This window comes from Bacillus sp. 0209A (genome assembly GCF_036765095.1).
Classification (GTDB): domain Bacteria; phylum Bacillota; class Bacilli; order Bacillales; family Bacillaceae; genus Bacillus; species Bacillus subtilis_G.
Genome location: NZ_JBAIZV010000006.1, coordinates 131,076 through 152,596, shown reverse-complemented (window position 1 = coordinate 152,596; position 21,521 = coordinate 131,076). Strand labels below are relative to the sequence as shown.

The window sequence follows — 21,521 nt, the reverse complement described above, 5'->3', positions numbered from 1 at the left end:
TGTTTCAATTAATGAGAAAGCTCTGGCTTAACGGGCTGCCGCCAAACGTGGTACACTTATGGCCAAAGGTATTTTATCACAAATACTAAATGACAGAAAAACTTAAATATGACAGCTAAAGGGGAAATGGGATATGACCGATCAACGCCGTAATGTTTATTTTTTTCACAAACAGGACCAGAAAACAAACGAACAAGCCAGCACGTTAACACAATTGGCTGAAGAACATGGATTTACGGTTGTGAATCAGCCCTCAGACGCCAATATTATCGCAAGCATTGGCGGAGACGGCACATTTTTGCAAGCAGTCAGAAAAACGAATTTCCGTGACGATTGCTTGTACGTCGGCATTACCAAAAAGGGGAAAGCTCATTTATATTGCGACTTTCATAGTGATGATCAAGGGAAAATGGTCGATGCAATGACGTTTGAACAAATAGAAGTCAGAAAATATCCGCTGATTGAAGTGACAGTGGATAACGCCAGCCCTTTTCACTGCTTAAACGAGGTTTCCATCCGTTCAAGCATTATTAAAACCTTTGTGATGGACGTGCTGATTGATGATCTGCACTTTGAAACGTTTAGAGGAGACGGAATGATCATCTCAACCCCGACAGGCAGCACCGCATATAACAAGTCTGTCGCAGGAGCAGTTGTTGACCCGCTGCTTCCATGCATACAGGTATCTGAGCTTGCATCCCTTAACAATAACACCTATCGAACACTCGGCTCGCCATTTGTCCTCAGCTCTGACCGAAAGCTGACCCTTCGTGTAATGCAAGACGGCAATGAGCACCCGATCATCGGTTTGGACAATGAAGCACTCAGTACAAGAAACGTGAAAACAATCGAAATCAAACTGTCTGACAAAAAAATCAAAACAGTCAAACTAAAGGACAATTCATTTTGGGAGAAAGTGAAGCGTACTTTTTTATAGAAAATGAAAAGGACAGGCTGCCCGCCTGTCCTTTTATGACTTCTCATATACAATCTGGCCGTTGATCACGGTTTTTTTAATGTCCAAAAGATGAAGCTGTGCAGGGTCAATTGCAAATGGATCATCGCTGAGAACCGTAAAATCCGCGTCATAGCCCTCGGCAATTTTTCCGCGTGAATTGTCTTTATAAATGATCCCGGCGCTTCCTTCTGTATAGAGCTCAATCGCTTCATACACCGTCAAACATTCGTTTTCATTATAGCTTGGCCCGTTCTGTTCATGGGTGCTTTTTCGGAGCACCGCGGACTGGATGCCAAGAAGCGGGTCAGCAGGCTCAATCGGGGCGTCTGAGCCGCCCGCGCATAAAATGCCTTTGGACATCAGCGTTTTCCATGCAAAGGCAGTTTTCACCCTGCCTTTTCCGAGACGGTCAATGACCCAAGGAAAATCACTGGTGACGAAATGAGGCTGAATATCAATTGCGATCGGCATGCGTGCCGCTTTTTCAATTAATTCGTCATTGAGCACTTGAGCATGAATCAGCCGATCATGCCGGCCGCTTCGGGGCGGATGCTTTTCAATTGCGTTCAGCACTTTTTCAAACGCAAGATCGCCGATCGCATGAACGGCAACCTCCATGCCTTTTTCTCTCGCTTTTCGAATAAGCCGGCCAAGGGTTTCATCATCATGAACCTGAACACCATTAGTGGATGGATCGTCGTGATATGGTTCTTTCAATAAAGCCGTTCTCCCGCCAAGCGCCCCGTCAGCAAATATTTTCATGGCACCGAATTCCACATACGGGCCCGACGGCTTCTCCAGCTGCTCCCATCGATCGACCGCTTCATGATGAACGAGCAAATGACAGCGAAACGGATACTTTCCGCTAGCGGCAGTTTTCTCATAAGCTTTCATCGGCACCGAAACATCACCATAATAGGACAAGTCTTCCGAATGTCCGCCCGTCAGGCCTTTTGTCCAGCAATCCTCTATCGCAGCTGTGAGCGCCTCATCAACATAGTGCTGGGAGACTGGCGGGACAGCCTTCAGAATCAGATTCTGCGCCTTATCAAACAGAAGCCCGGTCGGCTCTCCATTTTCATCTTTTACAATGACTCCGCCGTCAGGGTCAGGGGTGTTTCTTGAAATCCCTGCCGCTTGAAGAGCCGCAGAATTAACAGTTATCGCATGCCGGCATACCCGCTTAAGCAAGACGGGCCTGTCCGGAAATAAACGATCAAGATCATGCTTGGTCAAATAGTCCGGTGTCTCAAATTGATTTTCATTCCAGCCTTCTCCAACGAGCCAATCGCCTTCAGGATACTGACGCTCTCTTTCCTTGACAGCCTGTAAAACAGCTTCTTTCGACGTCAGCGCAGACAGATCGAGCTGAAGCTGTTTCTCGCCGTGGCCGATCAAGTGTAAATGGCTGTCGACAAATCCGGGAAACATCACTGCCCCGTTCAGGCTGATTTCTTCTGTGTCCGGGGACCCGTATTTTTTCTTCAGGCGCTCATAGCTGCCGGTGCCTTTTATGACACCATCCTCAACATAAACCGCCTCTGTCCGATCGCCTTCTTCGAGCATCGTATAAATGAAACCGCCGTGCCATATCGCCTTCACTTCACGTCCACTCTCTTTCTTTACGCCTTTTTATTAGCTTTGAGCTGTTCTTCACGTTTTCTTAATTCCACTCGTCTGATTTTTGCAGAAGCCGTTTTCGGCAGGCTTTCCACAAATTCAATTTCTCTAGGATATTTGTACGGAGCGGTAATGGTCTTCACATGATTTTGCAGGACTTTGACAAGCTCATCACTGCGTTTTTCGTGATTCTGCAGGACAACATATGCCTTAACGATGGAACCTCTGATTTCATCAGGGCTTGCGACAACAGCACATTCTTTTACTTCGGGGTGCTTAACGAGCGCGTCTTCCACTTCAAAGGGCCCGATCGTGTAGCCGGAGCTGATAATGATATCGTCGTTTCGGCTTTCAAACCAGAAATAACCTTCCTCATCTTTTTTGGCTCTGTCTCCTGTTAGGAAATAATCGCCGCGTATTTGTGTTTTCATTCTTTCCGGATCTTTGTAATATTCTTTAAAGAGCGCCGGTGTGCTGAGGTGAACAGCGATATCGCCAACCTCACCAGATTTGCAGATTTCACCGTCTTCATTAATGATTTCTACTTGATTTCCCGGTGTCGGTTTTCCCATGCTTCCCGGTTTAATATCCATACCTTTCAAGACACCGACTAAAAGCGTGCTTTCTGTTTGGCCATATCCATCCCGCACCTTAATGCCGAAGTGCTTTTGGAAAACATCAATGACTTCACGATTGAGCGGTTCGCCTGCGGAAACGGCGCTGTGCAGGGCAGAAAGATCATAGCGGTCCAAGCCTTCAACCTTCGCCATTAAGCGGTATTCCGTCGGCGTACAGCAGAAGACATTGATTTTGTAGCGGCTTAAAAGTTCTAGATATGTTTCTGCTTTGAATCTGCCGTGGTACACAAAACCCGTTGCTCCGCTTCCAAGCACCGCTAAAAACGGGCTCCACACCCACTTTTGCCAGCCAGGGGCAGCAGTCGCCCAGACGATATCCTTTTCAGAAATATCAAGCCAAGCGCCGGCAGATGTTTTTAAATGAGCAAATGCCCAACCGTGTGTATGTACAACACCTTTAGGCTGACCTGTTGTTCCGGATGTGTAAGATAAGAAAGCCATATCTTCTCTTGTTGTGTCAGCTGTTTGGAATTGGCTTCCGTCCGCTTCAATCGATAAGAGATTTTTCCAGCCGGCATCGTTTTCGCCAATAGACAGCTTAATCAATTTGTCAGCGGTACTGACATCACGGAAAGCGCCGATAAATGCAGAATAGACGATGGCGCCTTTAACTTCTGCATGTTCAATCCGGTATTCAAGATCCTTCGCACGAAGCATTTCTGAGCATGGAATGACAACCATTCCTGATTTCAGGATAGCCAAATAAACAGCATAGGCTTCAAGCACCCGCGGAACCATTACAATCAGCTTGTCTCCCTTGTTAAATCCAAGGTCAGCCAAAGCCGCTCCGATTTTATTTGTTTCTTCCATCAGCTTTTCATAAGACCAAGATTCTTGCTTGCCCGACTCATCCTCCCACAAAAGGGCGGTTTTTTGTCCAGCGGCACTGAACTTTTCCATTTCATTCACTAAATTATATTGCATAGGGGCAATTAAATCTTCTCGTTTTAACACGAACAACTCCTCACTTTCTCCACCCATTATACATAAATACAAGCTCTTCCCGTAAGGATTTGCCTAAAAACCAGCTCGATAAACATATGTTTTTATAGGTCGCTGGTCCTTTTATATATATAAAAACGAAAAAGAGTGGGGTTTTCCCCCACTCCTAAGCCATTATGTGAAATTGTAAATTAGAATTGTCCTCCGCCCATGTTTTGTTGAGCAAAAGAAACAAGACGTTTTGTGATCTCTCCTCCAACAGAACCGTTAGCGCGAGAAGTTGTGTCTGCTCCAAGGTTTACACCGAATTCAGAAGCGATTTCTAATTTCATTTGGTCGATGGCTTGAGCAGCTCCTGGTACTAGGAGTTGGTTACTGCTGTTACCGTTTTGACTGTTTTGTGCCATGTGTCTCACCTCCTTGTGAGTATAGAATGTGTTAAAACACATGGCTTCATACAGAAAAACTTTGGTAATTACAGACAGGAGCTGCAGCTGGTTAAAAGAGTTCCGCGAATTTATCGTTTGCTTCTTGTTCGCTATACAGCGTCATTGTCTCAATGTTTTCAACCGCTTCTTGGATATACGGCTCAAAATCAACAAAGCTTTCATAGTGTTCAATTTTTTCTTTTTTAGGACGTGTTTTCGGGCTTGGCGGCGTAAAGATCGTGCAGCAGTCTTCAAACGGCTGAATGCTTGTCTCATATGTGCCGATTTCCCGTGATTTTTCGATGATGTCTGTTTTATCCATGCCGATCAACGGACGCAAAATCGGTGTTGATGTCACCGCGTTTATCGCATACATGCTTTCAAGCGTTTGGCTCGCTACCTGACCGAGGCTTTCTCCTGTAATGATGGCAAGTCCGTTTCTCTTTTCTCGGATTCTGTCGGCAATTTGAAGCATGAGGCGGCGGGTTGCCGTCATTGTGTAGTTCTCAGGAATTTGTTTTTGGATGAGCTCTTGCGTTTTTGTAAACGGAACGATATGAAGCGTCATGCTTCCTCCAAAGCGGGACAGGCATTTTGCCAGATCCATTACCTTTTGTTTTGCGCGCTCGCTTGTGTATGGCGGGCTGAAGAAATGAACAGCTTCTACCGACAGTCCCCGTTTCATCGCATAAAAACCCGCCACAGGACTGTCAAAACCGCCGGAAAGCATCAGCATTGCTTTGCCTGCTGAACCGACTGGCAGGCCGCCTGCACCTTTTTCATCGCGAATCGTCAAAAAGGTCGCTTCCTCTCTGATCTCGATTCTGAGCGGGATGTCAGGGTTGCGGACATCGACCGTCAATCCTTCTGTATTTCTCAAAATGTGGCCGCCGATTTCAGCGTTCATTTGGTTTGTATCTAACTCAAATTGTTTATACGCTCTCTTCGTCGCGACTTTAAACGTATCACCAGGCTGATACTGATCCTTAATAGCATGGAGAGCAGTTGCCTTAATATCATCAAGGCGGCTGTCACACTTAATCGCCAGGCTGAAGCTTTGAATGCCAAACACCTGCTTTAAAAGAGGAAAAAGAGCCTCCGGATCTTCTCCATTTAATGTAATCGTCATGCGGTCACGATTGGAAAAGTATTTTAAGTTCGGATAGTCTTTCAAAACGAGTCTGACGTTTTGCTTTAAGCGCTCAATAAAGCTTTTTCTGTTTTTGCCTTTGGTTGATATTTCCCCAAAACGAATTAATATATGATCGTAATTCATGTTCTACCTCATCATTTTCTTTAATTTTTTGATGCCGGGACGAAGCGCGTTCATAAACGGTTCTGCCACATCGCTTGTCTGGCTGTAGTTTAAGCTGATTCTGATGCTGCTTCCGGCAATTTGCTCTCCCTTGCCCATCTGTAAGAGAACTTTGCTGGGCTTATGTTCTTTTGCTGAGCAGGCCGATGTTGTTGAGACGAATATATCCTGTTCCTCGAGCATGTGTAAAAGCACCTCTGCTTTAATCCCAGGAACCGAGAAATTAATAATGTGCGGCGCACTATCTATTTGCGGCGTGTTGACAACGACGCCTTCAGTTTCACTCAGCTTTTTCATCAACCATTCTTTTGCGGCAGCCATCGTGTCAAGCCGCGTTTCAAAATCGGCAGCCGCAAGATTAATGGCTTTGGCAAGCGAAACCGCACCCGCAATATGTTCCGTCCCGGCCCGAATGCCTTTTTGCTGAGAGCCACCCGTTATCAACGGAATAAGGCGTGTCCCTTCTTTTACGATAAGCGCGCCTGTCCCCTTCAGGCCGTGAAATTTATGCCCGGAAATCGAACAAAGATCAATGCCGGCCTTTTCAATAGCCAAAGGCACTTTATAGATGCCCTGCACATAATCGACGTGGAACAAAATGTTCGGGTGCTCTTTCAGCACTTCCCCCGCCTTTTCAATCGGCTGCACGGAACCGACTTCATTGTTCACATGCATCATGCTGACAAGCACGGTATCCGGGCGGATGGCTTGTTTCAGTTCTTCAATTGAAACAAATCCGTCTTCATTCACCGAAAGATAAGTGACGTCAAACCCGAATAACTCTGTCAGCTGTTCTAACGATTCCCCCACAGACGGATGCTCGATAGAAGTGGCAATGATATGTTTGCCTGCTTTTATTTTTGACAAAGCGGCTCCTTTTAAAGCCAAATTATTAGCTTCTGTAGCGCCTGACGCAAATACAATATCATAATTCTTTAGACCTAAGGCCCTTTTTATCTGATGTTTAGCTGCCTGAAGCAGCTGTTCCGTTTCAGCTCCATACCGGTGCAAAGATGAAGGATTTCCAAAATATCGTCTGCTTGTTTGTTCATATGTATTCAAGACTTCATCGTAAGGTTTAGTCGTTGAACTATTGTCTAAATATAACATCTTTTTACTCCTTTAATATGAAAGCGATACAAAACTAATTTTATATGTTACCATAACAAATTAGTGCTGAAAAAGTAAATAAAATTACTATTGACTTCTTCATACATTCACCTATAATTAAATTTGTTACTTTCGTCATATTATCTGACAATTAATTGACAGAATATTCTACCATAGTGAAATTAGGAGGATTTATACGTTATGAAATCAACACTATCAGCCAAGGAAACGATCGCCATCGGGCTTATGCTCTTCGCTTTGTTCTTTGGCGCAGGAAATATGATATTTCCGCCGGAACTTGGACAAGCGGCCGGCGAAAATGTTTGGAAAGCGATGGCAGGATTTCTCGTGACGGGTGTCGGCCTGCCGCTTTTAGGTGTTGTCGCTGTTGCATTAACAGGTACGGATGCCAAAGGCCTTGCTGATAAAGCACATCCGGTCTTTGGAACTATTTTTACAGTTGTTCTTTATTTAACAATTGGACCGCTTTTTGCGATTCCGCGAACAGGCACTGTTTCTTATGAAATTGCGGCTGTGCCTTTTGTAGACGGCATGCCGTCATGGCTCACACTTCTTCTGTTTACGCTCATTTTCTTTGCTATTACGTACTACCTAGCTTTAAACCCTACAAAGCTTGTTGACCGGATCGGAAAGGTATTAACACCTATTTTACTTGCTGTTATCGCTATTTTAGTCATCAAAAGCATCGTGACGCCGATGGGGGACATTCAGTCACCGCATGAAGCGTATGTTTCCGGATCATTGTTTAAAGGATTTTTAGAAGGCTATAAAACAATGGATGCACTTGCTTCTATCGTGTTCGGAATTGTCGTTGTTAATGCCGTTAAGGACAGAGGCATCACCAATCGTAAATCAGTTGCTTCCGTATGTATTAAAGCGGGACTTGTTGCAGCAGCAGGACTCGGTCTTGTTTACGTTTCACTCGCATATTTAGGGGCAACAAGCACAGAATCTATCGGTCTGCTTGGTGCGGGAAGCAAAATTTTATCAGCATCATCGCAGCACCTGTTCGGGTCTTTGGGAAATATCATTTTAGGTGTCGCTATCCTATTCGCGTGCTTGACAACAAGCATCGGCCTTGTCTCTTCATGCGGAAATTATTTCTCAAAGCTGATTCCTTCTTTATCTTATAAAACAGTTGTATCAATTGTCACTGTGTTCAGCTTTATTATTTCTAACTTTGGGCTGTCAAATATCATTTTATTCTCAGTTCCTATTTTATCAGCTATTTATCCATTAGCAATTGTTATCATTTTGCTTTCGTTTATTGAAAAATTATTTAAAGGCAGACGTGAAGTATATACTCTTTGTTTAATCGCCACTGGTATTTTCAGTATTATCGACGGCCTGAATGCCGCAAGCATTCCGCTTGGTTCTTTAAATAAAGTTCTCAGCAATACGCTGCCGCTTTACAGCTTAGGATTCGGCTGGGTCATCCCTGCTATCATTGGAGGCATTGCCGGTTATCTCATTTCTCTTATCAGTTCGAATAAAAAACCAGCTGATATCAACTAGTGAAAACGAAAAGCCTTTTTGGATCTAAATCCAAAAAGGCTTTTTTATATTCTCAATACAAAAGGCCAAGCACTTATGCTTCGGCCTTTTGTATACACTTTATTGATATTGATGCTCTTTAATCTTTTGTGATTCTATTTTTTGAACAGCACCCGGAGCCGCTTTTTCAACCGCGGATGCTGCAATTTCATACGCTTCACTGTAATCAAATTCATAAAAACGTCTTTCCGCTTCTTTCAGCTGTTCAGATAAAATATGATTCTGGCTTCTGAACCGGTTTCCAAACTGAATGATTTTTTCAATGAGGATGACCTGCTCGACAAGTTCCTCTGATTCCCGGCTTGCCCTGTTGACGATCTCTTCTGCTTGCTTCAAATGGGCTCCGGCTTCTTCCATATTTAATGGAAGATCGTTTAGTTGGTTGACTGTTTCTTGAATGTGATGATGCGCGTTTTCCAGCATTTCTTGAATATGACTCGGAATGCCTGGAATATTGCTTGTCTTCAGCAGTCTTGCTGTCTCAGAAATTGTTTTTTTCAAATTGCTGAGCGTCTCTCTCGCTTGAAGCTCTTCTTTTCTCAGCGCTTGCAGCTTTTCACGGTATTCAGCATGCTCTTTTTTCACTTCTTCAATCTGCTTCTCTATTGAAGCAACTTCTTCTACTAAGAGTGAGTAGGCGACATGCTCTGCATCGAGCTTATCTTTAACCGAGGAGAGCAGCTTGCCAATTTCATCAAGGCGCTTTTCAAAAGCCTGCTGTTTGCCGAGCTCGCCGGCTGTCAGTCTGTAGCTTTCCTTCACCAGCTCAGTTTCCGCCTTTGTATGCTCTTCATCCTCTTTCAGCTTGTCATAAGCAATGATCAATTCAGGCATTTTGCTTAGCACAGATTGGCCGGCATCGACTTCACCTTCCAGCTGCTGGTACACAGATTGAATATTTTCGTCTATGAGCTGCAGGATCGCGGACGCTTCATCGATATCCAGCTCAGTCATCAAGACATGCTCCGCCCGTTTCAACTGATTTGACAGATTTTCTAATTCCTTATCAAGCTGGATATGCTCAAGCTTATACCCTTTCTCTTTCATTTCGCGATAGCCGTCCTTGAGCTTTGCAATCTGGCCGGGCACCGTCTGCTTGCAGTCAGCCAGCAGCTTCGGCACGTCATCTATATATGACTGAAGCCGTTCAAGATTGCGGTCCTGCTCAAGCAGCACTTTTCGTGCGGTAATATAGTTTCCGCCTTCTGTTTCTTCTTCATATTGTTTGATTCCGCTCCAAATTTCGTCAAGATCCTTTTCAAGACTGTCATAAAGCTCCCCGTAAAGGTGGCTGTAAGCCAACAGGTTTTTTCGCGATTTTGAATAGCGCTCTCTCACCTGTTCAATCTCTTCGCGGCTCTTTTCCTCACTTGTGACAAGGTCGCTGATTTCCCGCAGAATCTTTTCAATATTTGATTCCGCCGCGGTCAGCAGGTCGTCGATATGAACGAGCACTTGATTGGCCTTTTTAAATCGGTATTTGTCTGCATTTTCCTCAGCATCATAAAGGAGCTCTTCAACTTTCGGCATGTGAGCTGTGACAATCTCATCCCATTCTTCACGCCACTTTTCAAAGAACTCTTCTGTCTGACCCGTCATTTTTAAATGTTTAATTTTGGACATTTCTTCCACAATCGACCGGTTCAGAATTTCAATCTTCCACGATTCCAGCCGGTCAATATCAGCGTAGATTTTTTTCCTGAAAAAGTAGCCTGCCGCAAACAGGGCAAGCAGTACAATTAATAATCCAATGACAAACTCCATAATGAGCCCCCTTGCTGTTAACCTTAATCTGTCAGGGTGTTTTATTTATTCAGAAAGATTTCAGGATATGTATTGAGAAAAACTGTCGTTTTCATTGTTATTATGATACCATGTAACCAACATTTTTTGACCAGAATTCAAAAACTTTTTGTGCAAAATCGGCAGGATTTTACTATTTTTTCACGGGGTGACGCCAATGCAAAAGCGAGACGGGCATATTCACACACCATTTTGCCCTCACGGCTCAAACAACACACTCAGACAATATGCAGAAGAAGCCTTAAAAAAAGGCTTTGAATCGATTACTTTTACCGAACACGCCCCATTGCCGCCCTCTTTTACTGATCCGACGCCGCAGAAAGACAGCGCGATGGCGCAAGCCTCTTTGGAACGCTACATCGATGACATTTCCGGATTAAAAAAAGAATATCGCGGGCAGCTTGCCATACATACGGGGCTTGAGGTCGATTATATTGCTGAATTTGAAGATGAAATTAAATTATTACTGGACACATACGGGCCATATTTAGATGACAGCATCATATCCGTTCATTTTTTGCGCGCAGGTTCTTCCTATCTGTGCCTTGATTATGATGAGCATACCTTTAAAGAGCTGATTTCAGCCTGCGGAAGCATCGAAGCAGTATACGAGCGGTATTACCGCAGCATCTATTCTTCCATTGTATCATCTCTTGGCAGCTATAAGCCAAAAAGAGTCGGTCACATCACACTCGTCCAAAAATTCATCAAGCTGTTTCCGTACAGCATGTCTGAACATATTCGCGGAATCGTTTTTCAGTGTCTGGATGCCATTGCAGAAAACGGAATGGAGCTCGACTTCAATACTTCCGGCTTAAGAAAAACGTACGCAGGAGGCATTTATCTCGAGGATTGGATGATGAATGAAGCGAAGCAAAAGAAGATCCCGCTTGTGTTCGGGTCTGATGCCCATCAAGCGGGAGATGTCGGATACGCATATGAGGCGTTTGCGGAGCAGGCTAATTGATAAGCGCCACGTCCCCTGTCCGGAAGACGCTTCTGATCCAAATCTTGATTTCTTCAAAATACATTTTATAAAAGTACGGCTCGTGCGGCTGCATGTAGAGCACTTCTGAAATATATTGAGGCTGGAGATAGGGCATCATCAAGAGAGATTTTAATTGGAGAATAAAATGGGGCAGCGGCAGCGTTAAATGTTCACGCTGTTTTTCTCCTTCCTCAATGATCAGCTGGAAGATATACTTTTCCTTCATTAGATATGTCGACATAATTTCTCTGATTAACGTGGAGTCAATCGTGACTTCCCGGTAGACAAAACGAGTTAATTGACGATGATTATGCTGATAGGATAAAATATCGAAAACCAATTGAAGAAGCTGTTCTTGCGTGCTTTGAGAAGAGATATTGCCTGCCGCTGTTTCAAGCGTTTTACTGTAGCCTTCGTAAAACTCTGAAACTAAGTGTTCCATCAAACCTCCCTTGCCTTTAAAATAGTAGGAGATGTGCGCAACATTTACATCAGCTGACTTTGCGATTTCACGGACAGACGTGCCAGAAAACCCTTTTTGGTTAAAGAGCATGACAGCAGATTCAATAATTTTGTCTTTGGTGCTTACTTTCATTCGGCTCACTCCTTCCTCTTGATACAATTCAAGCAGAAGGCCGCTGTTCCTGTAAGAACTTATCGACAAATGCCGGCAGAAAAGCCGGAACTTTGTTTTATATTATAGAAAAAGTGAGGGTTTTCCATGTTCCATGTCGAAAAACAATCTGGAGATAAAGAAAAAGACTATCAGCTTCTGCTAAAACAGCTCGAAGCCATGACCGAAGACGAAACAGATCAAATCGCAAACTATGCGAATGCCTCAGCGCTTCTGTATCATTCGCTGCCTGAAGTCAACTGGGCGGGTTTCTATTTTGCCAAAGAAGAGGATGGACAGCTTGTGTTAGGACCGTTCCAAGGTCTGCCGGCATGTGTTCGGATTCCTTTCGGCAGAGGCGTTTGCGGCACAGCCTATGCAAACGGAAAAGTGGAGCGTATAGAGGATGTAAACGCGTTTCCGGGACATATCGCCTGCGATGCGGCGTCTCAATCAGAAATTGTGCTTCCGATTCATGTAGGCGGAAAAGTTGTCGGCGTCTTGGACATCGACAGCCCAGTGAAAAACCGTTTCGACGAAATCGACGAAAAGTATTTATCACAGTTTGCCGAAAAGCTTGAAAAAGCGTTAGCACAGTAATATAAAAGCCCAAAACTCATAGTGTTTTGGGCTTTTGTTATTTTATTGATTCGTGTATCATCAAGCGGTTTTTTCCGTTTCGTTTCGCGCTGTAGAGCGCTTCATCAGCCTGATGCACAAGCTCTTTCAGTGACTTTCTTGTTTTTGCCGTCCAGCAGGAGATACCGCATGAAATGGTCACCTCGGGTTTCGTATTTTTTCTGACTGCATAAACCAGTCTCTCAGTAATCCGTTTCCCCGCCGCAACCGTCACATTCGGCAAATAAATCGCCAGCTCCTCGCCTCCCCAGCGGGCGCCGACATCATGCTTTCTGATGTTGCTTTTAATAACCGAAGCGACTTGAATTAAAATCTCGTCCCCAGTCTGATGACCGTACGTATCATTTACATTCTTGAAATTATCAATATCAACAAGTATAAAAACACCCTTTTGGTGGATCTTCATACTGTATTGAATTTTTTCATCTAAATAAACCCTCGAATACAGCTCAGTCAGCTGATCTGTTTTGACGAGATGCTCAAGGCGGTCGCGGAGCATTGAGTTGGTTACAGCCAGAGTTGCGTGACGAATCAGCGCCTGAAACAGCTTGTACATTTCAAATGTAAAAGCGTACATTTCCTCTTTCAATAAAACCGCGAAACCTAGAAGCCTGTCATTCTCAATCATCGGAACAGCCATCAGCGAGCCGTAGCCGGCCTTTCCGAAAACAGACTGACCATTTCCGATGAAAACTCCTATTTCCCCTTCATACAGCTTTTCTTTCATTTCATTAAAAAATTCAGACGGCTTCGCTTCCTTAAAAAACGCTGTGCTGCCGGGGAGCAATGTCAGGTTTTCAAAATGGTCTATATGAAAGAAACCCACTTCTTCCGCCTGAAACGATTCTGCCATTCTCACAGCCAGGTCATTCATCGTATCGGCCAGTGTCAGCCGCTGATTCAGGCGGCGTGACGTTTCATTAATCAATTCCAAATTTGCGATGCTTGCTTTGGATTGCTCATAGAGCTGAGCGTTTTCAAACGCTTTTCCCGCCGCGTTTGCTATCAGCGACATTTCATCAAGATAGGCGTCATTAAGAAAACTGCCGCCCGTTCCTTCAGCCTTCAACACCCCGTACGTTCCCTGCTGTCCTTTGATCGGAATATAAGCGGCAGATTCATTTTTCCGCAAAATATCCCCGGATAAATACACTTTGAGAGCAAAGGAATCGGATTTTTCCCCTTCCATATAAAGCTCTTTTGCAGGAACACCTAAACATTGATCTTGATCGTGCGATATATAGAGAGAAAACTCAAACATAGAAAACGTGCCGGTTAAGCTTTCTAAAAGCTGCTTCAGCACTTCTGTCTGATCAAGCAGTGAATGGAACAGCTCTGTCATTTTGTATATCTTTTTTTGATAGATCGTTTTGATATAGAGTTTTTCCTGTTTCATTGACTGGTTTAAAAATGATGAAACCAAGTCGGGAAGCCCTTCAGGTATCTCTACATCCTGCCTGCATGTCAGATGATAGCGCCTGCCGCCGATGTCCTCAATCAGGTAAGATGAGGCGTTTATTTTCGAAGCGGAAAATCGAACTTCGTCATCCGCCTGTTTTGAAGCAGAACCAACGGATGGTGTCGGTGTAAGCGAAACACATAGGGATGAAAAATAAGTTTGAATAGCCGAAGTCAGCCATATGAAAGAGTCGGTGAAAGTGACTTTTTCAGATTTGGTTAATAAAAAATCGAGCATATGATAATGAAAGGCGGATAATTGTTCTTTTGTTTGTTCTACCATGTTTTTATCACCTGAAAGTTTACTACTAATTTTTGTTTATTATATCATAAACGGCGAAGCAATAATGAAGGAATGGTTGACTTCAAATCAAATAAATTATATAATGACCTTTGTGTGAAATATTGCAGCCTTTTTGTTCAGCTTCTATGTTTTCATTTTGTTCCTTATTCATAAGGTGTATCGTGTAACTCTCTGCTGCTGGAGCGAGGATACATGAAAACAAAATGTACATGGTCGAATAGAGCAGACGGTTTTTATTTTCCACAAAAATAAAACCAAAGGAGGAGTCACATTATGGCTCGCTATACAGGTCCATCTTGGAAACTGTCCCGCCGTCTAGGAATCTCTCTTAGCGGTACAGGAAAAGAATTAGAAAAACGCCCTTACGCTCCAGGTCCACACGGTCCAGGACAACGTAAAAAATTATCAGAATACGGTTTGCAATTGCAAGAAAAGCAAAAGCTTCGTCACATGTACGGTGTAAACGAACGCCAATTCCGCACTTTATTTGACAAAGCTGCTAAACTAACTGGTAAACACGGCGAAAACTTCATGATTCTTTTAGATTCTCGTCTTGATAACGTTGTGTACAAGCTAGGTTTAGCACGTACTCGCCGTCAAGCTCGCCAATTGGTTAACCATGGTCATATTCTTGTTGACGGAAGCCGCGTTGATATCCCGTCTTACCAAGTAAAACCTGGTCAAACAATCGGTGTTCGCGAAAAATCAAGTAACCTTTCTATCATCAAAGAATCTGTAGAAGTGAACAACTTCGTTCCTGAATACCTTACTTTCGACGCTGAAAAGCTTGAAGGTACATTCACTCGTCTTCCTGAGCGTTCTGAACTTGCTCCGGAAATTAACGAAGCGCTTATCGTTGAGTTCTACTCTCGTTAATCGTTTTAAAAACCCCTGCCGCTATGCGGTCGGGGTTTTTTTATCGTCTGTTTCGTCTGGCGCCTCTTGCTGGCCAACACTATCTCGCGTCTGGTGCTCCCAATAATCCCGCTGGAGCCTTTCTTTTGCAATCGTGCACATGAGATTCATGGTCAGCGCTCCTTTCTTAAAAGGTGGTGCTTGGAGGTGCTTGGGAGGTGCTTGGTCGTGTTTGCCCTATCTAATATACTCTTTTCCTGTCATTCCTATGCGATAAACCAAAAAAAGATCCTTTGCCCATATCGGCAAAGGATCTTTTTTTATTTATACGTCACAAGAAAGTATTTTTTCTTCCCGCGGCGAAGGACAGTAAATTGGCCTTCGATACGGTCTTCAGCAGATAAGAGATAATTGATTTCCGTCTGGCGTTCGCCGTTAATGTAAACAGCTCCGTTTTGAATGTCTTCACGGGCTTGGCGTTTTGAAGGAGATAATGTAGATTGCACCAATACATCTACAAGTGAAAGCTCTTGGCTGCTGTCAGCTTCCATGGAAGGGACATCCTTAAAGCCCACTTTTACGTCCTGGGCAGAAAGCTCTTTAATATTGCCGCTAAACAACGCTTGGGATATGTTGATGGCTTGCTCCAGCGCCTCACGTCCATGAACGAGCGCTGTCACTTCTTCTGCGAGGCGTTTTTGCGCTTCACGCTTTTCTGGCGCTGTTTCTGTTTTCTCAGCGTATGCTTCAATTTCTTCTTTTGATAGGAATGTAAAGTATTTTAAGTATTTGACAACGTCACGGTCATCTGTGTTGATCCAGAATTGATAAAATTCATACGGCGATGTCTTTTCCTTATCAAGCCAGATCGCGCCGCCTTCCGTTTTTCCGAACTTCGTGCCGTCTGCTTTTGTGACAAGCGGAATGGTAAGGCCGAACGCTTTTGCCCCTTCTTCTTCTGATTTTCTGATCAGTTCAAGGCCCGCTGTAATGTTGCCCCACTGATCGCTTCCGCCAATTTGCAGCTTACAGTTTTTCTCTCTGTACAGATTTAAGAAATCATAAGATTGAAGAATCATGTAGCTGAATTCCGTGTATGAGATGCCGGATTCAATTCTTGAGCTGACCGTGTCTTTTGCCAGCATGTAATTGATACCGAAGTTTTTACCGACATCACGAAGGAAGTCGATCACATTCATTTTGCCGATCCAGTCAAAGTTGTTCGCGATGACAGCAGGGTTTTCTGCTGCATCAAAATCCAGAAATCTGGACAGCTGGTTTTTGATTCTTTGGGACCATTCGGATACGATGTCAGCAGTGTTTAATGTACGCTCCGCTTTTTTTCCGCTCGGATCGCCGATGAGGCCCGTCGCCCCGCCCACAAGCGCAATCGGATGATGGCCCTCAAGCTGAAAACGGCGAAGTGTTAAAATAGGCAGCAAGTGTCCGATATGCAAGCTGTCCGCTGTCGGATCAAAGCCTGAGTACAGGCGGATTTTTTCTTCATTCAGCTGTTTATTTAATCCTTCTTCATCCGTCATTTGCTGAATCAATCCGCGGAAGGATAAGTCTTCAAGTAAGTTTGTCATAAGATAAAGCTCCTTTTTGATTAAAATAAAAAACGCCCCTTCGTTTACACGAAGGGACGATTGATTATCGCGGTACCACCCTACTAATAAGAGAACGCAAAACATTCGTCTTATCACTTTGCCTGATAACGGATCAGGTCCGTTCTTTCACTACTGAAAGCCTGGCCGGCTTTGTTTGCAAAAGCGGTTCATGAGTGTATTCGATATATCCGTCTGTGCTGATTTTCACCGGCCATCAGCTCTCTGGAACGTAAGGATAGTCTACTTGTCTCAATCTTTACCTTTTCATATGAAGCTATATCATTTTTAACATAAATAAAATCCCGTGTCAATGTCGCCTTTTAATCCTCCATCGTTGACAGATCTCCTGCCGGCAGATTAAGCTCCCATGCCTTCAGCACCCGTCTCATGATCTTTCCGCTTCGGGTTTTCGGAAGCTTATCTTTAAATTCAATTTCACGCGGAGCCGCATGGGCTGCAAGACCCTGCTTTACAAATAGGCGAATCTCTTCTTTCAGTTTATCGGACGGCTCATATCCTTCTCTGAGTGCGATAAAGGCTTTAATGATTTCTCCCCGCACTGGATCAGGTTTACCGATCACGCCTGCTTCTGCAATGGCCTGATGTTCGACAAGCTTGCTTTCCACTTCAAATGGGCCGACGCGCTCACCAGAGGTCATAATGACGTCATCGACTCTTCCTTGAAACCAGAAATATCCCTCATCATCCATGTAAGCAGAATCCCCGGACACATACCAGCCGCCCGGCATGAAATACGATTCGTACTTTTCAGGGTTATTCCAAATGGTATGCATCATGGAAGGCCAGCCCTTTTTAATGGCGAGATTGCCCATTCGGTACGGCGGAAGTTCATTGCCCTGGTTGTCAACGATTGCCGCCTCCACACCGGGAATCGGCTTACCCATTGAACCCGGTTTGATCTCCATGCAAGGATAGTTGCAGATGAGCTGGCTGCCCGTTTCTGTCATCCACCATGTATCATGGATTCGTTTGTTAAAAACCTTATGCCCCCATCTGATGACTTCCGGGTTTAACGGCTCACCGACACTGAGCACATGCCGGAGTGAGGTTAGATCATATTTCGCAGCCATCTCATCTCCCGCTCCCATCAGCATTCGAAAAGCTGTCGGCGCGCTGTACCAGACGTTGACGCCAAGCTGTTCAATTGTTCCATACCAGCTTTCAGGGCTGAAACGTCCGCCGACAATGACATTTGTCGCTCCGTTCAGCCATGGTGCAAAAATGCCGTATACCGTACCTGTCACCCAGCCCGGATCTGCTGTGCACCAGTAAATGTCTTCCTCCTTTAAATCAAGGACCCACTTTCCTGTCTGATATTGCTGAATCATCGCTTCATGGACATGCAGCACACCCTTTGGCGTTCCAGTAGAACCCGATGTATAGTGAAGCAGATAGCCATCTTTTTTGTCCATCCATTCGATATCCAGTCTTGTGCCCTCCTGTTTTGCTGCTTCATCGTAATTGATGATGTTTGCGCCGCTTTCAGCCTTTCCGCCGACTACGAATATATGCTGCAAGTGAGGCAGTGTATCAGCCGGTATTCTCTCCAGCAGCTCAGGCGTCGTGACAACTACCTTCGCCTCGCTGTTTTCAAGCCGGTCTTTCACCGCTCCCTCCATAAATGCTTCGAACAGCGGCCCGGCGATGGCGCCAATTTTGATAGCGCCAAGCATTATAAAATATAGCTCGGGTGATCTTGGCATAAAAATAAAAACGCGGTCCCCTTTTTCCACATTTCCATGCCGTTTCAGCACATTCCCTGCCCTGTTTGTTTCTTCCTTCATTTCTTTAAATGTGTATTTTTCATCCCGGTTTGCGTCTTTATAATAAAGCGCTACTTTGTTTTTTCGAAACGATTCGGCATGGCGGTCAATCGCTTCATACGCCGCATTCAGTTTCCCTGTCTCATGCCAGGAGAAATGTTTCTCTGCCTCGGCCCAATCAAAATGCCGGTACGTTTCTTCATAATTTTTTAAATGAAAATCCCCTTCTACTGCTGGTAACGCTTTCAAATTCATGCCCAAACATCCCCCTTTGCTGAAGTTGTCACAATTATTATATTATATATTCATATTCTTCTCAATTTTTAAAATATAAACCATATTGAAAACGCTTTAAAATTTGTTATTCTTAAAGAAGCATGTATTTTTATAAGAATTGATGGGACGGTGGATCAGTGGAACATCATAAAACATACCATTCAGCAAACATCAAAACAGCAACCGGCTCCTTACTGATAGAAGGGCCTGTCTCTCCAGAGGATCTGGCAGGTTACGAGTTTCATACAGATTTAACCGCATTTCGCCCGCCCCGCGAGCAGCATGAAGCGCTAGTCGACATTGCCGGCCTTCCCGAAGGGCGTATTATCATTGCCAGAGACGGCAGAACCATTATCGGCTATGTGACGTATTTATATCCTGACCCGCTCGAAAGATGGTCTGAAGGAAATATGGAGGATTTGCTTGAGCTCGGGGCCATCGAGGTGGCGCCGGCCTATCGGGGATGTTCTGTCGGAAAGACGCTTTTGACCGTCAGCATGATGGATGAACAAATGGAAAACTACATCGTGATGACGACGGAATATTACTGGCATTGGGATTTAAAAGGGATGAAAAAAGATGTGTGGGAATACAGAAAGCTCATGGAGAAGATGATGAATGCAGGCGGATTGGCTTGGTTTGCGACAGATGAGCCAGAGATCAGCTCCCACCCTGCAAATTGTCTAATGGCACGCATCGGAAAAAACGTCAGCCAAGAATCAATTGAACAATTTGACAGACTCCGTTTTTATCATCGCTTTATGTATTAACTGACACTGACAAAGGGGAAAAAATAATGATTGTTGAGCAGATCATGAAAAGGGATATCATTACATTAACGAAGACGGATACGCTTGAAACAGCAATATGCAAACTGAAGGAATTCCATATCAGGCATCTGCCTGTTGTAAATGAAGACCGCCATGTGATCGGCATGATTACAGACAGAGACATGAAACAGGCCAGCCCGAGTATTTTTGAAGAAAGCAAACGAAGCCGATTTCTTACACGAAGCGTAGATTCAATTATGAAAAAAGATGTCGTGTGCGCCCACCCGCTTGATTTTGTTGAAGAAATTTCTGCGGTGTTCTACGAGCATGGCATCGGCTGTCTGCCCGTGGTGCAGCACCAAAAATTAATAGGCATTTTGACAAAAACCGATTTGTTGCGGACATTTGTCAAATTGACAGGCGCTGACCAGCCGGGGTCACAATTTGAAATAAAAGTAAACGACATCACCAAAAGTCTTGCGGAAATCAGCAGCCTTTGTCAAGACCTCCAAGTGAAAATATTGAGTGTGCTCGTCTATCCGCATGAAGATTCCGGTGTGAAAGTGCTTGTCTTCCGTGTAAAAATGATGAATCCGCTGCCGTTTTTGCAGGCATTACAAAGAAATGGACACCACGTCGTTTGGCCGTCAGAGCAAAGGGATTTGCTATGAGAGACAGTGTATTTATCTATTCTCCATCCTATCAAACCTATATGTTTCATCAGGAACATCCATTTAATCAGCAGCGAGTTCTGTTAACATATGATTTGCTCAAGACGATCAATGCCTTTGATGATGGAGACATTATCAGCCCGAGACTCGCGGCAGAAGAGGAGCTAGCCCTTGTCCACACGGACGATTACATTCAGGCGGTAAAGCTTGCGGGTGCCGGTAAACTTCCCGCTGAAGAAGGAGAAAGCTATGGGCTCGGCACTGAAGATACACCTGTCTTTGCCGGCATGCACGAAGCGGCATCACTCTTAGTCGGCGGCACCTTAACGGCCGCAGACTGGGTGATGTCAGGACAAGCCCTGCATGCCGCCAACCTTGGAGGAGGCCTTCATCACGGATTTCGGGGAAGAGCTTCAGGATTTTGCATTTACAACGACAGTGCTGTGGCGATTCAATATATCCAGAAAAAATACAGAGCCAGAGTGCTTTATATTGATACCGACGCCCACCACGGGGACGGTGTGCAGTTTACGTTTTACGATACCCCCGGCGTATGCACACTGTCTATCCATGAAACAGGAAGGTATTTATTCCCCGGAACAGGCCAGATTCAGGAAAAAGGAAGCGGAAAGGGATATGGCTATTCCTTTAATATCCCGCTTGACGCTTTCACAGAGGATGATTCTTTTCTCGAAGCTTATCGGACAGCAGCTTCCGAAGTCGCCGCTTATTTTCAACCGGATGTGATTATCAGCCAAAACGGTGCCGATGCCCATTACTATGACCCGCTAACGCATTTATCTGCAACGATCAACATCTACGAAGAAATTCCGCGACTTGCACACACGTTAGCGCATCAATATTGCGGAGGGAAATGGATTGCCGTCGGAGGCGGAGGATATGATATATGGCGTGTAGTGCCCCGCGCCTGGGCCAGAATATGGCTCGAAATGAAGGGCATTGATCCGGGACACGATATTCCTCCTGAATGGATCGTTAAATGGCAAAAACACTGCCCTGTCACCCTTCCGTCCAGCTGGAGCGATCCGGCCGATTTATATCCTCCGATTCCCCGCAAGCCTGAAATCACAGAAAAAAATGCCCAAACCGTAAGCAAAGCATTATATGCAATACGATCCGAGCAACAGCAAAGAACGAAGTAAA

At 44.6% G+C, this 21,521-nt stretch carries 19 protein-coding genes and 1 other annotated feature; of the genes, 8 read left to right on the top strand and 11 right to left on the bottom strand.

Going from position 1 to position 21,521, the window contains the following annotated elements; genetic code table 11:
* Positions 1-133 precede the first annotated feature (133 nt).
* Positions 134-937, top strand: a complete 804-nt coding sequence (locus V6D44_RS18845) for an NAD kinase (protein WP_087992447.1) — start codon at positions 134-136, stop codon at positions 935-937.
* A gap of 33 nt (positions 938-970) precedes the next feature.
* Here the strand turns inward: V6D44_RS18845 and V6D44_RS18840 are convergent, their stop codons facing one another.
* From V6D44_RS18840 to V6D44_RS18820, 5 genes are all read right to left on the bottom strand, one after another.
* On the bottom strand, positions 971-2,560 hold the full coding sequence (locus tag V6D44_RS18840) for an amidohydrolase (protein ID WP_202326919.1): 1,590 nt from the start codon (positions 2,558-2,560) through the stop codon (positions 971-973).
* A 20-nt stretch (positions 2,561-2,580) separates the two neighbouring features.
* On the bottom strand, positions 2,581-4,170 hold the full coding sequence (mbcS, locus tag V6D44_RS18835; RefSeq protein ID WP_202326918.1) for an acyl-CoA synthetase MbcS: 1,590 nt from the start codon (positions 4,168-4,170) through the stop codon (positions 2,581-2,583).
* Positions 4,171-4,349: 179 nt separating this feature from the next.
* Positions 4,350-4,565 carry an alpha/beta-type small acid-soluble spore protein gene (locus V6D44_RS18830; RefSeq protein WP_010329658.1) on the bottom strand — a complete coding sequence of 72 codons (216 nt, stop codon included), beginning with the start codon at positions 4,563-4,565 and terminating at the stop codon, positions 4,350-4,352.
* A gap of 91 nt (positions 4,566-4,656) precedes the next feature.
* The gene (gene thiI, locus V6D44_RS18825) at positions 4,657-5,862 is read right to left on the bottom strand and encodes a tRNA uracil 4-sulfurtransferase ThiI (protein ID WP_202326916.1); all 1,206 of its coding nucleotides are present in this window, start codon (positions 5,860-5,862) and stop codon (positions 4,657-4,659) included.
* A gap of 3 nt (positions 5,863-5,865) precedes the next feature.
* Positions 5,866-7,011 carry a cysteine desulfurase family protein gene (locus V6D44_RS18820; protein ID WP_202326914.1) on the bottom strand — a complete coding sequence of 382 codons (1,146 nt, stop codon included), beginning with the start codon at positions 7,009-7,011 and terminating at the stop codon, positions 5,866-5,868.
* A 201-nt stretch (positions 7,012-7,212) separates the two neighbouring features.
* Between V6D44_RS18820 and brnQ the strand changes: the two genes are divergently transcribed.
* Positions 7,213-8,547 carry a branched-chain amino acid transport system II carrier protein gene (gene brnQ / locus V6D44_RS18815; protein ID WP_087992452.1) on the top strand — a complete coding sequence of 445 codons (1,335 nt, stop codon included), beginning with the start codon at positions 7,213-7,215 and terminating at the stop codon, positions 8,545-8,547.
* A 99-nt stretch (positions 8,548-8,646) separates the two neighbouring features.
* On the opposite strand, the gene ezrA is transcribed toward brnQ, so the two are convergent.
* Complete coding sequence (gene ezrA / locus V6D44_RS18810; protein WP_087992453.1) at positions 8,647-10,350, bottom strand: septation ring formation regulator EzrA; 1,704 nt, start codon at positions 10,348-10,350, stop codon at positions 8,647-8,649.
* A gap of 196 nt (positions 10,351-10,546) precedes the next feature.
* On the opposite strand from ezrA, the gene hisJ reads away from it, so the two are divergent.
* Positions 10,547-11,356 (top strand): histidinol-phosphatase HisJ, encoded by an 810-nt coding sequence (hisJ, locus tag V6D44_RS18805; protein ID WP_202326912.1) that lies wholly within the window; start codon positions 10,547-10,549, stop codon positions 11,354-11,356.
* Here hisJ and refZ read toward each other — a convergent pair.
* Positions 11,349-11,972, bottom strand: coding sequence for a transcriptional regulator RefZ (refZ, locus tag V6D44_RS18800; protein WP_003223478.1), 624 nt, complete (start codon positions 11,970-11,972; stop codon positions 11,349-11,351). The genes hisJ and refZ overlap by 8 nt on opposite strands.
* 126 nt (positions 11,973-12,098) lie before the next feature.
* Between refZ and V6D44_RS18795 the strand changes: the two genes are divergently transcribed.
* On the top strand, positions 12,099-12,590 hold the full coding sequence (locus tag V6D44_RS18795) for a GAF domain-containing protein (RefSeq protein WP_087992455.1): 492 nt from the start codon (positions 12,099-12,101) through the stop codon (positions 12,588-12,590).
* A 37-nt stretch (positions 12,591-12,627) separates the two neighbouring features.
* On the opposite strand, the gene V6D44_RS18790 is transcribed toward V6D44_RS18795, so the two are convergent.
* Positions 12,628-14,370, bottom strand: coding sequence for a diguanylate cyclase domain-containing protein (locus V6D44_RS18790; protein ID WP_087992456.1), 1,743 nt, complete (start codon positions 14,368-14,370; stop codon positions 12,628-12,630).
* Between the two features lie 294 nt (positions 14,371-14,664).
* Here V6D44_RS18790 and rpsD point away from each other — a divergent pair, with 294 nt between their 5' ends.
* Entirely contained in the window at positions 14,665-15,267 is a 603-nt protein-coding gene (gene rpsD / locus V6D44_RS18785) for a 30S ribosomal protein S4 (RefSeq protein ID WP_087992458.1), read from the top strand.
* A gap of 21 nt (positions 15,268-15,288) precedes the next feature.
* Here the strand turns inward: rpsD and sr7p are convergent, their stop codons facing one another.
* From sr7p to acsA, 3 genes are all read right to left on the bottom strand, one after another.
* Complete coding sequence (sr7p, locus tag V6D44_RS18780; protein ID WP_277986961.1) at positions 15,289-15,417, bottom strand: small protein SR7P; 129 nt, start codon at positions 15,415-15,417, stop codon at positions 15,289-15,291.
* A 149-nt stretch (positions 15,418-15,566) separates the two neighbouring features.
* Complete coding sequence (tyrS, locus tag V6D44_RS18775; protein ID WP_087992822.1) at positions 15,567-16,835, bottom strand: tyrosine--tRNA ligase; 1,269 nt, start codon at positions 16,833-16,835, stop codon at positions 15,567-15,569.
* Positions 16,836-16,884: 49 nt separating this feature from the next.
* Positions 16,885-17,122: a binding site (T-box leader), on the bottom strand.
* Positions 17,123-17,176: 54 nt separating this feature from the next.
* On the bottom strand, positions 17,177-18,895 hold the full coding sequence (acsA, locus tag V6D44_RS18770; protein ID WP_087992824.1) for an acetate--CoA ligase: 1,719 nt from the start codon (positions 18,893-18,895) through the stop codon (positions 17,177-17,179).
* A 158-nt stretch (positions 18,896-19,053) separates the two neighbouring features.
* Here acsA and acuA point away from each other — a divergent pair, with 158 nt between their 5' ends.
* From acuA to V6D44_RS18755, 3 genes are read left to right on the top strand one after another with little or no spacing between them, the layout of a single operon-like run.
* Positions 19,054-19,686, top strand: coding sequence for an acetoin utilization protein acetyltransferase AcuA (gene acuA, locus V6D44_RS18765; protein ID WP_087992825.1), 633 nt, complete (start codon positions 19,054-19,056; stop codon positions 19,684-19,686).
* 26 nt (positions 19,687-19,712) lie between these two features.
* Positions 19,713-20,357, top strand: a complete 645-nt coding sequence (locus V6D44_RS18760) for an acetoin utilization AcuB family protein (protein WP_087992826.1) — start codon at positions 19,713-19,715, stop codon at positions 20,355-20,357.
* Complete coding sequence (locus tag V6D44_RS18755; RefSeq protein ID WP_087992827.1) at positions 20,354-21,520, top strand: acetoin utilization protein AcuC; 1,167 nt, start codon at positions 20,354-20,356, stop codon at positions 21,518-21,520. Before V6D44_RS18760 ends, V6D44_RS18755 begins: the two co-directional genes overlap by 4 nt.
* Position 21,521 lies beyond the last annotated feature (1 nt).